This window comes from Streptomyces sp. NPDC102270 (assembly GCF_044766405.1).
In the GTDB taxonomy this organism is placed as follows: domain Bacteria; phylum Actinomycetota; class Actinomycetes; order Streptomycetales; family Streptomycetaceae; genus Streptomyces.
Window position 1 is genome coordinate 308595 of the sequence record NZ_JBIWLX010000003.1, and the last position, 14376, is coordinate 322970.

Annotated in this window: 8 protein-coding genes and 1 pseudogene; 4 read left to right on the forward strand and 5 right to left on the reverse strand. The window is 74.1% G+C overall.

Going from position 1 to position 14376, the window contains the following annotated elements:
• The first annotated feature begins 15 nt into the window (after positions 1–15).
• Complete coding sequence (locus tag ACIRP7_RS06830) at positions 16–1443, forward strand: S1 family peptidase (RefSeq protein ID WP_403654783.1); 1428 nt, start codon at positions 16–18, stop codon at positions 1441–1443.
• 196 nt (positions 1444–1639) lie between these two features.
• Here the strand turns inward: ACIRP7_RS06830 and ACIRP7_RS06835 are convergent, their stop codons facing one another.
• Positions 1640–3784, reverse strand: coding sequence for a SpoIIE family protein phosphatase (locus ACIRP7_RS06835; protein ID WP_403654785.1), 2145 nt, complete (start codon positions 3782–3784; stop codon positions 1640–1642).
• Between the two features lie 581 nt (positions 3785–4365).
• Between ACIRP7_RS06835 and ACIRP7_RS06840 the strand changes: the two are divergent.
• A pseudogene (locus tag ACIRP7_RS06840) lies at positions 4366–4650 on the forward strand (LuxR C-terminal-related transcriptional regulator); the annotation flags it as partial.
• Here the strand turns inward: ACIRP7_RS06840 and ACIRP7_RS06845 are convergent.
• The 4 genes from ACIRP7_RS06845 to lanKC form a co-directional block, all read right to left on the reverse strand.
• Complete coding sequence (locus ACIRP7_RS06845) at positions 4573–6519, reverse strand: ATP-binding cassette domain-containing protein (RefSeq protein ID WP_403654787.1); 1947 nt, start codon at positions 6517–6519, stop codon at positions 4573–4575. The pseudogene ACIRP7_RS06840 and the gene ACIRP7_RS06845 overlap by 78 nt on opposite strands.
• A 66-nt stretch (positions 6520–6585) precedes the next feature.
• The gene (locus ACIRP7_RS06850) at positions 6586–8307 is read right to left on the reverse strand and encodes an ABC transporter ATP-binding protein (protein ID WP_403654789.1); all 1722 of its coding nucleotides are present in this window, start codon (positions 8305–8307) and stop codon (positions 6586–6588) included.
• Between the two features lie 88 nt (positions 8308–8395).
• Positions 8396–8512 (reverse strand): SapB/AmfS family lanthipeptide, encoded by a 117-nt coding sequence (locus tag ACIRP7_RS06855; protein ID WP_020117173.1) that lies wholly within the window; start codon positions 8510–8512, stop codon positions 8396–8398.
• Between the two features lie 60 nt (positions 8513–8572).
• Positions 8573–11194, reverse strand: a complete 2622-nt coding sequence (gene lanKC, locus ACIRP7_RS06860; RefSeq protein ID WP_403654791.1) for a class III lanthionine synthetase LanKC — start codon at positions 11192–11194, stop codon at positions 8573–8575.
• A 187-nt stretch (positions 11195–11381) separates the two neighbouring features.
• Here lanKC and ACIRP7_RS06865 point away from each other — a divergent pair, with 187 nt between their 5' ends.
• Together ACIRP7_RS06865 and ACIRP7_RS06870 are read left to right on the forward strand one after the other, a co-directional pair.
• On the forward strand, positions 11382–13838 hold the full coding sequence (locus ACIRP7_RS06865) for a SpoIIE family protein phosphatase (protein WP_403654793.1): 2457 nt from the start codon (positions 11382–11384) through the stop codon (positions 13836–13838).
• A gap of 46 nt (positions 13839–13884) precedes the next feature.
• Positions 13885–14304 (forward strand): CBS domain-containing protein, encoded by a 420-nt coding sequence (locus tag ACIRP7_RS06870; protein WP_403654795.1) that lies wholly within the window; start codon positions 13885–13887, stop codon positions 14302–14304.
• The last annotated feature ends 72 nt before the right edge of the window (positions 14305–14376 follow it).

Sequence of the window (14376 nt, forward strand, 5' to 3'; positions counted from 1 at the left end):
AGGAGGTCGAGAAGTTTGAGTCACAAGCGAATTCCGAAGCGCAAGGCCGCATTCGCGGCAGGCACCGTAGTGGCGCTCGGAGCCGCCGCGATCCTGCTGCCCAACGCCAACGCGTCCCAGGGCGGCTCGTCGAACGACGCGGCGGCCATCGCGCCGAAGACTCTGAAGGCGACGGACGCCTCGGACCTCGCCTCGCAGCTCGAGCAGGCGCTGGGCGACGCCTTCGCCGGTTCCTACTACGACGCCGACAGCAAGCAGCTCGTCGTGAACGTCATATCCGGCGACAGCAACGTCGTCGTGCAGGCGAAGAAGGCCGGCGCGAAGGTCCGCGAGGTCGAGAACAGCCTCCCCGAACTGGCGGCCGGCGCGCAGACGCTGAAGCAGCAGGCGACCATCCCGGGCACCGCCTGGGCCGTCGACCCGCGTGCCAACAAGATCGTCGTGACCGCCGACAGCACCGTCACCGGCGACAAGTGGAACACCCTCGAGTCGACCGTGAAGAGCCTCGGCTCCGACATGGCGACCGTGAAGAAGTCGGCCGGCACCTTCAAGACCTTCGTGTCCGGCGGTGACGCCATCTTCGGCGGCGGCGCCCGCTGCTCGCTCGGCTTCAACGTCACCGCGGGCGACGGCAGCCCCGCCTTCCTGACCGCCGGTCACTGCGGGGTCGCGGCCCAGCAGTGGTCGGACACCCAGGACGGCCAGCCCATCGCCACCGTCGACCAGGCCACCTTCCCCGGTGACGGCGACTTCGCCCTCGTCAAGTACGACGACCCGGCGACCGTGGCGCCCAGCGAGGTCAACGTCGGCGGCGGCCAGACCGTCGCGATCAGCCAGGCCGCGGACGCCGAGGTCGGCGCCCAGGTCTTCCGGATGGGCTCCACCACGGGCCTCGCCGACGGCCAGGTCCTCGGACTCGACGCGACCGTGAACTACCCCGAGGGCACCGTCACCGGGCTCATCCAGACCGACGTCTGCGCCGAGCCCGGCGACAGCGGCGGCTCGCTGTTCACCCAGGACGGCTCCGCGATCGGCCTGACCTCCGGCGGCAGCGGCGACTGCACCGTCGGCGGCGAGACCTTCTTCCAGCCGGTGACCACCGCTCTCCAGGCGGTCGGCGCCACCCTCGGCGCGGGTGACGCGGCCGGCGGCGCGGGCGGCGACCAGGCCGGCGGCGGAGCGGCCGGAGCGGGCGACGCCAGCGCGAGCCCCGGTGACGAGGCCGGTGCCGGTGGCGACGCCAGTGCGAGCCCCAGTGACGAGGCCGGTGCCGGTGGCGACGCCAGTGCGAGCCCCAGTGACGAGGCCGGCGCAGGCCAGGAGGTCGGCGGCGAGCAGGCCGGCGGTGACGTGATCGGCGGCCAAGAAGCCGGTAACGGTCAGGAGACCGGCAACGGCACCGGCGTTGCGGCGGGCGATGCCGCTGGCCAGTCGCACAACTGACCCCGTCCGTCCTGCACCACACCTTGAACCGGCCGCGTCGGCAGCGGTCCCCCCACACCCGCCGCTGCCGACGCAGGCCTTATGACCACCTCCCGGCCACACCGCGGTTCCGGCCCGGGCAGGTGCAACGGTCCGGCCCTCCGGCGGGAGGGCCGGACCGGCGCGTTGTGCCCCGTCAGCCGTCAGCCGTCAGCCGTCAGCCGTCGGCGCGCAGCAACAGCAGCGCCACGTCGTCGATCCGCTCCCGCGCGGCCGCGCCACGCCGGACGAGTTCGTCGGCCAGCTCGTCGAGCGGACGGTCACCGGCCTCGGCGAGCTGCCGCCCCAGATCGGCGAGCGCGTCCTCGATGTCGACGCCGGGGGACTCGATCAGGCCGTCCGTGTACAGGGCGAGGACGCAACCGGGCGTCAGATCCACCTCCGTCGTCGGGTACACGGCCGAGCTGTCGATCCCCAGCAGCGGACCCCCGGCCAGATCCAGCACCCGCACCCGGCCGTCCGGCCTGCGCAGCAGCGGCGGCGGATGCCCGGCCCGGGCCATGACCGCCCGCCCCCGCTGCGGATCGAGCCGCAGATACAGGCAGCTGGCGAACAGCTCGGCGCCGAGGTCGATCAGCAGCCGGTTGGTCGAGCGCATGACCTCCTCCGGCGACTGGCCGACGGTCGTGTACGCCCGTACCGCGGTCCGGATCTGCCCCATCAGCCCGGCCGCCGTCACGTTGTGGCCCTGCACGTCCCCGATCACGGCGGCCGCCAGCCCGTCCACCGGCACCAGGTCGTAGAAGTCGCCGCCGATGTCCATGCCCTGCGTGGCCGGCAGATAACGGGCCGCCGCCTCGATGCCGGGCAGCGACGGCAGGGTGTGCGGCAGCAGGGCCGCCTGCAGACCGTGCGCCAACCGGTGCTTGGCGTCGTACAGGACGGCCCGCTCCAGGGCCTGCGCGATCAGCCCGCCCAGGCTCGTCAGCACCGCCCGCTCGTCCGCGGGGAAGGGATGCCGCTCTGCGTAGGCCAGCACACAGGTGCCCACCGGGCGCCCGGAGGCGATCAGCGGCAGATACGCCCAGGCCGCGAACCCGTCGGGGGTGGCGTGCCGCCCCGGATACAGGCGCTCCAACTGCTCGCGGGACTCGAAGAACGCGGGCACGCCGGTGGTCAGGGCATGGGTGCCCGGTGTCGGCTCGGTCAGCGGCAGTCCGTCGAACCGCTCCACGACCCGCGCGTCCGCATACCCGCGATGGCCGAGCACGTGCAGCCGTCCCGCGCGTGAACCGAGCACGACCAGGGCCCGGCTCCCCACCGCCGGGGCGATCTCGTCCGCCACCAGCTGCACCACGTCCTGCACACCCACCGCCTCGGTCAGGGCCCCGGCCAGACTCAGCACCTGCGAGATGGTGACCAGCCGGGACGGCGCGTCCCCGGGCTGCGGCCCGGCCCGGTTCATCTCCGCCACCGCCCGGGCCCGGCTGACCCGGACGCTCAGCCCGGTCGTGCTCGGGTACAGCCGGAACGACAGCCAGTCTCCGGGCGGCCGCAGCGCCACGAACGACGTGCTGTGCTGGCTGAGCAGCGCGGCCCGGTAACGGTCCTCGTAGACCGGGTCGTTGAGCCAGGGCACCGCCGCCCAAAGCTGCGAGCCCAGCAACCGGGAGACCGGGACGCCGATCAGCTCGGCCGCCGCGGCGTTGGCGAAGGAGATCCGCCCGTGCAGATCGAGCGAGCACAGTCCGTACGGCAGCCTCGCCACCATCCGCGCCGCCTCCACCGTGCCCAGCGTCCCGGCCGCGCTTCCGACGTGGGCCGCGCCCAGCAGATCCGGTTCGGCGTGCGGCGCCACGCTGTCCTCGATCGCCCGCTCCAGCCGCATCGCGAGCCGCCCGCAGGCCGCGGTCAGATGGTCCCGCTCCCGGTCCGACAGCTCCGGCGGGTGCGAGCCGGGCCAGGTCACGAAGACCGCTCCGTACACCTTGGACGAGGTGGCCACCGGCACCGCGGCCAGCGCGAAGGGATACGGCAGCACCACGGCGATCCGCGGATAGCGGCGCGCCATCTCGTGCTCGCCGCCCACCCACACCAGCCGCCGCTCCCGCACCGCCTCGGCCACCGGGATCGGCGCGCTCAGGCCGACCCGCTCCCAGGGCGCGGCGAACGCCCGCGGCAGGCCCGCCATCACCGCCATCTCCAGTACGGGTTCGTCGGCGGCCAGGAGATACACCGCGCCGGAGTGGGCGTGCACCTCGTCCATCATCGACGCCAGCGCGAGGGAGAGCAGCGGCCGTCCGACCCGGGTCCGGGCGCCCGTCGGCGCCGGGGACATATGCCCGTCGGACACGCCGACCACCTCCTCGCAGGGGGCGCGTCCCACAAGGAGCGCGCGCCGCTGTCGCGTGCCGGGTCCCCAGGCATCAAATCTCCACCCTCAGGGCGCGTCCCGCACGGCGAGCGTTTCCGTGTGCGGGCACACGGGTGCCCGTGCGACGGCGAGGACGGCCGCGTACCCCTTCGGTCCGGGACCATGCCCCCACAGTCGAAGCGCGCCACGGCACGCGGGCGCCGCTCGTGCGCCCCCGCGCACCCTGATGGCCAATTCTCCGCGCCCCAGGGCGGTCCGGGACCCGAACAATGGGGCACGCGTTTCATGCCACGGAACCGAGCAGGGTGAGTCGAGGGGGACGAGCAGTGATCCGGGTGCTTCTGGTGCACGACGCGTGTCTGGTGAGATCGGCCCTGGCGGAGTGGCTCCGCCGGGAACCCGACCTCGGGGTGTTCGACACCCCGTGGCACAGCGCGCCCGGCCGTCTGCGTTCCGTACGTCCCGACGTCTGCGTGGCCGACCTCGACTGCTCGGACGCCTACGGCATCCCGCCGCTGGGGGAGTTATCCGGGCGCGAGCCGGACGGCAGTCCGCCGCGCCTTCTCGTGATGGCCAGCGCCAACCGGCCGGGGCTGCTGAAGCGGGCCGTCGAGGCGGGGGCGCTCGGGTACGTCGACAAGGAGGGGGCGGCGCCCGAGCGGCTCGTGCACGGGATCCGCCGGGTCGCCGAGGGGAAACGTTTCGTCGATGACTCGCTGGGCTTCGGCTTCCTCCAGGCCGCGGAGATGCCGCTGACCAGACGGGAGCTGAGCGTGTTATCCCTCGCGGCCGAGGGCGCCTCCATCCCGGAGATCGCGGGGAACCTGTGCCTGTCCCACGGAACCGTGCGCAACTACATGGCCGCGATCACCCGCAAGACCGGGGCCCGCAACCGCATCGACGCGATCCGGATCTCCCAGGGGCAGGGCTGGCTCTGACCGTTCGGGGGGAACGGCCGTCCAGCCGCCGACGAGTTCGCGGTACGCGGGTGAGTCGCGCACCAGCTCCTCGTGGGTGCCGTACGCCGTCCGCGGGCCGTCCATCAGTAGCACGTGGCCGGCGCGACGGGCCGAGCTGATCCGGTGGGCGACGACCACCAGCGTGGTGCCGGGCCGGTTCGCGAAGGCCCGCTCGGCGCGCTCCTCGGCCCGGGGGTCCAGATGGCAGGTGGCCTCGTCGAGCAGGACGAGGGGGGCGGACGACAGATAGGCCCGGGTGAGCGCGACGAGTTGCCGCTCACCGGCGGACAGCGTGGCCGGGTCGACGGTCGCCCGGGGTCCGCCCAGGGCTTCGAGCAGAGGGGTGAGCCCGACCGCCCGGGCCGCCGCGAGCAGCTCCGGCTCGGGCACCGGGCCCGCTCTGAGGTGCCCGAGGTTCTCGGCGAGGGTGCCGCTGTGGACGTACGCCTCCTGCGGGATGAGCACGCGCAGCGCGGCCGCGTCGGCGGAGGGCACGGGGTGCCCGCACAGCCGGATGCTTCCGCCGGTGGGCTGGAGAAGACCGGCGATCAGAGCGGTGAGCGTGGACTTCCCGATCCCGCTGGGGCCTACGACGGCCAGGTGGGCGCCGGGCGGGAGGGCGAGGTCGAGGCGGTCGACGACGGGGGTGGCGGCGGGGCCGTAGGCGAAGGAGACGGAGGTGAGGGAGAGGGCGGGGGTGTGCGGGGCGAGGCGGTGGCCCGGCTCGCCGGGCCGGTCGGCGGGCCGTGCGTCGGTGGGGCCGTCGCCGGTCTCGTCGTCGGGCGCGTCCGGCTCCGCGGGAGCGCCTGCGGCCACGGCTACGGTGTCGGTGTCGGCGGCGGGCTCGCGGACCAGTCGCCGCAGGACCACCACCAGCCGGGAGCCGCTCGTGCCCAGGCCGTGCACCAGGTTGCGCAGGGCGGGGAGCAGGGACTGGGTGACGTAGGCGAGGGCGCCGACGAGGGCGCCCGTGGTGACGCCGCGGGCCAGCAGCCAGGGGGCGCAGGCGAGGAGGAGGACGATCGGGAGCTGGCCGCCGACGGCGAGGGAGACCACGCGCAGGACGGACCAGTGGGCGAGGGAGTACGCGGCCCGCTGCTCGGTGTCGACAAGTCGCCCGGTGCCGGCGTCGACCCGGTCCTCCGCACCGGCCGCCGTGATGTCCCGCAGCCCTGGGCAGACCCTGCCGAGACCGTCGGCCAGCGCCTCGTCGGCGACCAGGAACTCCTCCTGACGGCGGGCCAGCGGCCGCAGCGTGGCCGCGAACAGGCCCAGTCCGGCGGCGAGCGGCGGCCCCACGACCAGCAGGAGCAGCGGGTCGAGCGAGGCCAGTCCGACGGCCGCGCCGACAGCCGTGAACACGAAGGACCGCGACACCATCACCAGCCCGGCGAACGTGTCCCGCGCGATCTCCACCTGCTGGGTCAGCCCGGACAGCGCCCCCGTGTCCGCCTCCCGCACCCCGCGCTCCACCACCCGCCCGACCAGCACGTCCCGGAGCGGCTCGACCAGCGCGGCGACGGCGGCGTACACCCGCACGGTCCCGTACGCGCCGACCAGCACCCCGACCGCGGCCACCCCGAGCCAGCCGAGCCCGACGCCGGCCCGCCCGGCCAGAAACCCCTCGTCCAGGGCACGGGCGGGCGCGTACCCGGTGAGGAAGGTCTGCCCGGTCTCCAGTACGGACCACCCGCCGAGCCGGACGAGGACCCGCCACCGGGCCCGCAGGAACCGGAGACCGCGCGTGTAGATCCCGTCAGTCACGGTGTCCTGCCTCCGCCGTCCCGTCGTCCCGTCGGCCTCGGGCGCGGCGGCCTGCCGAGCCGTGGCTCATGACGGCCCCCCGTCCCAGCCGTCCGCCCCCTCCGGCCCGCTCCCGAACACCGCCCGGTATTCCGGCGCCCGCCACAGCTCCTCGTGCGGCCCCAGCGCCCGTACCCGGCCCCCGTCCAGCCAGGCCACCGCGTCCGCGCGGGCGGCCGTGGCGGTGCGGTGGGCGACGAGCAGGCGGGTGCCGCCCGCCCCGCCGTTCACCAGGGCCTCGGCGATGCGGGCCTCCGTGACCGTGTCGAGGCTGGAGAGGGCGTCGTCGAGGATGAGCAGTCGGCCGCCGTGCGCGAACGCCCGGGCCAGGCCCAGCCGTTGGGACTCCCCGCCGGAGCGCGGTGCGTCGGCCACGAGGGTGTCGTACCCGTCGGGAAGCCGGCGCACGAAGTCGTCCGCGTGGGCCGTGCGGGCGGCGGCCCGGACGCGGGTGGGGGAGGGGGACGGGAGGGCGAGGCCGATCTCCTCCTCGACGGTGCCGCCGAGCAGGGCGGGGCGTTCGAAGGCGTAGCCGATGGCACGGCGCAGTTCGTCGTGGGTGAGCTCGCGCAGCGGCACCCCGTCGAGCAGGACCTCTCCGGAGTCCGGGTCGGCGAGCCGCCCGGCGATCGCGGCGAGCAGTGACTTGCCCGCCCCCGACCGGCCCACCACCGCGAGGGTCGTCCCGCCCGGTACGACGAGGTCGACGCCGTCGAGCACGGCACGTGCGCCGCGCAGGGCGGTGACGCCGCGCAGTTCGAGGCGGCCCGGACCGGGCGGCAGCCGGCGTTCGCCGTGTCGGACGGGGGACTCCGCGAGGACCTCGTCCAGGCGTCCGGCCGCCGCCCGGGCCCTGGCCAGGCCGGCGAGGCGGCCCACCAGGACGCCGACGCCGGCCGCGAGGACCGCGTACCGGGAGGCGGCGAGGACCTCGCCCACCGTCACCCGGTGCCGGGCGAGCAGGACCCCGGCCACGGCCACGACACCGAGCTGGAGCAGCGGGGCCACGGCGACCGACTGGCCCGAGGCCCGGCCCTGCACCCGCCACATGCGGTGACCGGCCTCGGACAGCTCGGGCAGCGGGCGCAGGATGCGGGCCGTCTCCCGGTCCTCCGTGCCCGCGGCCAGGATGGTGCGGTGGCCGCCGACGGCCTCCGAGAGGGCCTGGGCCATCCGCCCCTGCACCTCCTGGTAGCGCGTCACGCATTCCCGGGTGTCCCGGGCGAAGGCGCGCAGCAGCAGAGCGAGCACCGGCGCTCCGGCCAGGAACACGGCCGCGAGCCAGGGGGAGATGAGGCCGAGGGCCACGACGGCGCCGACCGGTCCGGCGAGCGCGGCGAGCAGGGCGGCGCGGGCGGGCGGTGCCGTGCCGGCCTGTGCGGCGTTGCCGACGAGGCGGGCGACGAGGTCTCCGGGCCCGAAGCGGGCGGTGGCGCGCGGGCCGACGGCCAGGACGTGCCGGGTGAGACGGCGGCGCAGCCAGGCGGTGGTGCGGGCGTCGAGGGTGCCGCCGAGGACGGTCTCCGCCGCGTCGAGCAGGGCGACGAGGAGGACCAGTGCGGCGCAGTACAGGATCCAGCGGGTCGCCGGCGCGTGCGCCAGCAGTAGGTCCAGGGTGCGGCCGAGAGCCGCGGGCAGCAGCAGTCCGGCGCCGGTCGCGGCCGTGCTCACCAGGCACAGGACCAGACAGCGGACGGGGGCCGGGCCCAGGAGGCCCTGCGCGGCCGGCGTCGAGGTGCGAGTCGTCATACGGCGGCCTTCCCGAGGTGCGCAGGACCCCGGGCGGCCCCTCCCTCGCGGGAGTGGACCGCCCGGAGTCATGGGCGCACGATGTCTGTCAGAGACAGAGCGTGACGCTCGCGGCGCTGACGCAGGACAGCAGGCTCAGGGTGCTGTTGCCGCCGCCGCCGGTGTGCTCGTCGGACTCCATCGTCTGCAGGTCGAGAAGTGCCATCTCGGTTTCCTTTCCTCGGTGTCGTCCACCCGTGGGGACGGGGTTGGGTTCACGGCTCCGTCACATCGCGGAACCGCGTTCTGTGGGCCGCCCGAGCGGCGGCAGGAACGGCAGGTGTGCGGTTGTCGGGTCGCCGGGGGCCGCGTGGGCCGCGCCGAGCGCAAGCAGGCACCCTGCCGTTCCGGTGCCCAGGTCCATCGACAGCCGCATCATCTGGTGGCCGGGGAAGGCCAGTTGGCCCTGGTAGTCCATCGAGAACCAGCCGAGCCCGTCGATCTGTTCGGCGAGCCGCTCGCGGGTCGCGCCGGGGGTGTCCGTGCGTGCGAGGTGCAGGATCATCCCGGCACGGCCCTGGAAGAGACCGGGCTGGACGTAGAAGCGGCTGGTGGCGGCGGTCAGCACCCCGGCCCGGGCCCGCTCGAACTCGCCCTCGGTGTCGGCGCCCTGGGCGAGGTAGTCGTCCAGGACCATCCCGATGCCGGCGCTTCCCTCGCCGAGGTAGGGCAGCGTGCGCCAGCCCTCGTCGACCTCCAGCGAGCCGCCCGGATGCGTCACGCAGCACTCCAGGTCCCTGCGCAACGCCACCTCGGCCGCCCTCAACAGCAGGGGCTCACCGGTGTGTTGGTACTGCCGCAGCAGGAACAGCGCGGGCCCGGTCCACCCCCGCAGCAGCCCGGCCCGGCGCCGCTTGGGAGTGTCCGCGAGGGGCTGCGCGAGCCGTCGCACGAGGACGTCGGCGGCCTCGGCGGCACGCTCCCGCAGCTCCGGCTCGCCCGTCGTGCGGGCCAGTTCACCGAGGACCAGGCCGAGCCCGGCCAGACCGCCGTGCAGGTCGGCCGAGAGGTTCTGCCAGCGTTCCGCGAGGACACGCTCGACCAGGTCGAGGGCGCGCTGCCGGTGGCCGAGCCGGTCCAGGACGTGGGCGACGCCCGCGAGACCGTCGTACAGTCCGAGCGGAGTGCCCGTCGGCGGGGGAGCGGTGCGGGCCAGGAGCCAGCGCTCGCCCTCCTCGTACCGCTCCGCGCCGACCGCGTCCAGCGCGTACAGCACCCCGGCCGCGCCGTGCGCGAGCCCGAGGCCGCCGCCGTCGTTGAACTGCGTGATGTCACCGGGGAAGAGCCGGTCCTCGCGCTCGGGGGTTGCCGACGCGAGGAGCGCCTTCACCATGGAGTCGCGGCTGTGCGGCCAGTCGCCCGGTTCGACGAAGGACGGCGTGGCCTCGACACGGACGGCCGTCCGCTCGCCGCCGGTGTCCCGGGTGATTTCCGCGACCGCCTCGTCGAGGAACTCCTTCGGCACGTCCGGGAACTGCCGCAGGATCACCTCGGCCAGATGGGCAGCCTTGCCCCGGTCCACCACGAAGAGCGTGGTCACCGGCAGGAACAGGGCGATCCTGAGACAGGCCAGGGCGTAGCGGTCGACGTCGATGCCCTTGCGGTCCGGCGGTGCGAAGAAGCCGGGGTGGGCGACCACCTGGCGGCCGTTCTCCTCGACCGGCGCCGCCGCCTCGAAGTCGAGCAGGGACACCGACTCCTCGTCGGGGCCGACCATGATGTTGAAGACATGCAGGTCGTTGAAGACGATCCCACGCGCGTGCACCGCCTGAACCGCCCGCTCCACCGCCCCGTGGATCCGCACCGCCCACGCCGTGTAGTCGGCGACGGCCTGCGGATCGGGGTCCGGGGTGAGCAGCGGATGCCGTTCGGCGAAGAACGAGTTCAGCGGGCGCCCCTCCAGGAAGTCCATGACGAGGAAGCGGTGCTCGCCGAGGGTGAACCAGTCCCGTACCTCGGGCACCACGCCCGTCCCCGCCACCTGCTCCAGGGCGTCCTTCTCCCGCTCCAGGCGGGCGATCGCGTCCGCCCCGTCGGCGGCCAGTCCCGCGTGCGGCCGGCCCTCCTTCAGGACGACCTTGCGCCCGTCACGGGTGTCGGTGCCCGTGTAGACCCCGCCGCCGTTGGAGAAGTGCAGCGCCTTCTCGATCTTGTACGGCAGCTCGCCGACCGTCGTGGTGTTGCGCGCCTCCAGATGCGGCTCCAGGAAGGCGGGCAGCGTCACCCACTCGGGCACCTGGAAGGACGGCTCCCGCCGGTCCGGCACCAGCGTGCCCTCGCCGTCCCGCACCGCCGGCACCAGCGAGCCCCGGTCGTCGACGACGAAGGTGCGCGCGAACGCGCCGTAGCGGACATAGAGCGGACCCTCGTGCCAGCGCAGATCGGTGAGGATGTACGGCCCCTCGAAGCCCTCCAGGAGCTCGCCCAGCTCACGGAGCACGTCGTGCAGCTGCTCCTCGTCGGCCGGGTAGATCGTGACGAACTTGCCGCTGGTGTCGCGGGCCGCGTACTTGGTGTTGCGCAGGTGCAGCAGATGCGGGCCCGGCACGAACTTGAACGCGATGCGCCGGGGCACGCAGTAGTCCCACACGATCGCCGCGATCCGGTCCGCGTTCGCCCGGGTGGCCGAGGCGTGGATCTTCCAGCCCTGCGACGGACCCGGCGCCGGCTTTCCGTCCGGGCCGAGCGGCGTGAGCGTCAGCCAGTCGCCGATGCGTGCCGCGTCCCAGCCGTCCGGCACCGCGCGGCGCGCCGTCTCGTAGACGGGAGCCTCGCCGGCCGAGATCCGGTCGGGCGTCTCGTAGAAGTGTCTGTCGGCGAGCGCGTACACCTCGTAGCGCTTGTCCATGCGTCCCCCTCCTTGGCCCACCACAGAGCCTTCCAGCGGGGCGGCGGCCACGGACAGTCACGGCTGTCACGAGATCACCGTGCGAAACGCATGCGTCAAGAAGTGTTCGAAGGGTTTCGAGCACAGCCACCGCGGTCGCTCCACGGAACGCTCACAGGGGCTGCGCACGTGCCGTATTAGCGCTCTAATGGCGAACGTGGTGAGTGAGGGCGCTGCGGGCCGCAGAACGAGAGCGTTGCGTGCCGAAAATGCCCTGACATCGATCACGGACGGTCCCGAATCGCCGGAAAGGCTGCGCCGTGTCCTCGAACAGGCGCTGGTCTTCGCCGGGGCGACACTCGCCGCCGTGTACACGCCCGGTGAGGACGGGGACGTGCTGTACCTCGTCGAGTCGGCCGGTGTCCCCCGGACGGTCTACGGGCTGCGCGACAGTTATCCCGGCTCCGGCGGCTCCCCACCCGCCGACGCGCACCGCTCGGGCCGGCCCCTCTTCCTCGGCCCGGAGGAGCTCGCCGCCTGCGCGGAGTCCCGCAGGGTGGCCCGGCGCGACTTCCACCTGGCCGTGCTGCCCGCGCACGGCGACGACGGCCGGGCCTGTCTCGTCGCCGTCGGCGAGGACCCGCACGGTTTCGACGACGAGGACCGCAAGTGCCTCGAACTGATCGCCGACGCGATCGTCTGCCCCCTGCCCGTGGCCGCCCCGGAGGGCGCGGAACTCGGCTCCCACGCGTTCAGCCTCGCCATGGACACCGGCCGGGTCGAGGTCGGCGACGGGCTCCTGGAGCTGTTCGGCATGAGCCGGGCCGCCTTCGACGGCAAGATCGAGACCCTGCTCGGCCTGACCGTCCCCGAGGACCTGCCCTCGCTGATGTCCCTGTTCGAGGCCGGTCACATGTCCATCGGCGACCGCGAGCTGGAGTTCCGCATCCTCCAGCCCACGGGGCCGCCCAAGTGGCTCAGGCTGCGCGGCCGCATGCTGGCCGGCGGCGAGGGCCGTCCCGCCCGGCTCGTGGGCACCGTCGCCGACGCCTCCACCCTGCGCTCCGACGTCACCGACGTGGCCCGCGTCCAGCGCCTGGCCGCCGCGCTCTCCATGGCCGGCACCGTCCGCGACGTCAGCCAGGCCGTCGTCTCCGCCCTCCGCGCCCCGCTCAGGGCCGACCGCATCGCCCTCGCCGAGCTGGAGAACGACCGGCTCGTCGTCACCGTCCTCGACCCGCCCGAACCGGAGTCCTGGCCCGAGCTGTGGCGCCTGGAATGGCGCAGCGAGTGGCCCGAGGCACCCGTACGGGCCATGCCCACCCTGGCCACCGCCCTGCGCGAGGGCCGCGCCCAGATCTGGCCCGCCGGGACCGTCCTCGAACCCGCCCTCGCCGAGGTCGGCCCCGGCGGCCTCGCCGTCCTGCCGCTGCCCGCCGCGGGCCGCATGGCCGGCGCCTGCCTCATCGGCTGGGACACTCCGCACCACTTCGACCCCGACGAACGCGCCCTGCTCACCGCCTCCGCCGGCCTCGCGGGGCAGGCCCTGATGCGCGCCCACGCCCTCGACGCCGAGCACGAACTCGTCGGCATGCTGCAGCGCCAGCTGCTGCCCCGCCGGCTGCCCAAACTGCCGGGCGCGGTCGCCGTCGCCCGCTATCTGCCCAGCACCGCGGGCCTGGAGCTCGGCGGCGACTGGTACGACGTGATCCCGCTGCCCGACCACCGGGTCGGCCTGGTCATCGGCGACGTCCAGGGACACAGCGCCGCCGCCGCGACCCTCATGGGCCAGATGCGCACCGCGCTGCGCGCCTACGCCGTCGAGGGCCACCCCTCGGACGTCGTCGTCGCTCACGCCAACCGGCTCCTCATGGACCTGGAGACCGACCTCTTCGTCACCTGCACCTATGTGGACATCGACATGGAGGAGGGCACCGCCTGGTGCGTGCGTGCCGGCCACCTGCCGCCGGTGCTGCGCCACCCGGACGGCACCACGGAGATCGTCGAGTCCGACGGCGGCCCCCCGCTCGGCGTGGTCGCCCAGGCCGACTTCCCGATGACCCCGCTGCGGCTGCAGCCCGGCACCCTGATCGCCCTGACCACCGACGGACTCGTGGAGTCCACCGAGGCCGACATCGACGAGGGCATGGCCCACTTCGCCCACGGACTGGCCGTCTCCGACCCGGCCCACCTCGGCCTCGTCGCCGACGCCCTGCTCGGCGGCGCCCGCCGCAGCGACGACGTCGCCCTGCTCCTGCTGCGCTACGACGGCATGGCCACCCACCCGCTCAGGGAGGGCTGGACGGTCTGGCGGGTCCCCGAGGCCTCCCGGCACGCCCGCCGCTTCACCCGGCGCACCCTGCGCGTCTGGGGCGTCCCCGAGGACGCCATGGACACCGCCCTGCTCGTCGTCTCCGAGCTCGTCACCAACGCCCTCGTGCACACCGGCGGCCAGGTCCGCCTCGACCTCACTCTCGTCGGCAGGCGGCTGCGCGTCTCCGTCTCCGACACCTCGCCCCGGACCCCCACCAAACCCACCAACATCGGCTGGGAGGCCACCGGAGGACGCGGCATCCTCCTCGTCGAGGCCGTGTCGGCGGCCTGGGGCAGCGTCCCCGTCAGCGGCGGCAAACAGGTGTGGAGCGAGATCGCACTGGACGCCTGAGGAGGGGTACCCGGGACGGACCATCCCCACAGCAGAGAGGTACGTCATGACTCAGCACGTCAGCGACATCATGACCAGCGCCCCGGTCACCGTGGAGCCGCAGACCTCCGTGACGGCCGTCGCCAGGATCATGCGCGACCAGGACCTGGGCGCCGTCCTGGTCACCGACGGCGACGAACTGCGCGGCCTGGTCACCGACCGCGACCTCGTCGTGCGCTCCCTCGCCGGGGGCGGCGACCCGGAAAAGACCACCGTGGCCGACGCGTGCAGCGACGACCTGGTGACCGTCACACCCGAGGACGACCTGGACCACGCGATCGAGCTCATGCGCGAGCACGCCGTGCGCCGGATCCCGGTCGTCGACCACGGCCACGCCGTCGGCATCGTCTCCCTCGGCGACACGGCCATGGAACGCGATCCCGGATCGGCCCTGGGCGACATCAGCGTGGCACGGCCCAACACGTGAGCCGGGCGGGCCTGTTCGGTCCGCCGTCAAGTTCCGGTGCCTCGGATCCTCAGCGAATGTGTGTGCGGGGGC

Coding starts and splice junctions, on each gene's coding strand:
- ACIRP7_RS06850 (WP_403654789.1), bottom strand. CDS start 8,307: ATGACGACTCGCACCTCGACGCCGGCCGCGCAGGGCCTCCTGGGCCCG.
- ACIRP7_RS06855 (WP_020117173.1), bottom strand. CDS start 8,512: ATGGCACTTCTCGACCTGCAGACGATGGAGTCCGACGAGCACACCGGC.
- lanKC (WP_403654791.1), bottom strand. CDS start 11,194: ATGGACAAGCGCTACGAGGTGTACGCGCTCGCCGACAGACACTTCTAC.
- ACIRP7_RS06865 (WP_403654793.1), top strand. CDS start 11,382: ATGGCGAACGTGGTGAGTGAGGGCGCTGCGGGCCGCAGAACGAGAGCG.
- ACIRP7_RS06870 (WP_403654795.1), top strand. CDS start 13,885: ATGACTCAGCACGTCAGCGACATCATGACCAGCGCCCCGGTCACCGTG.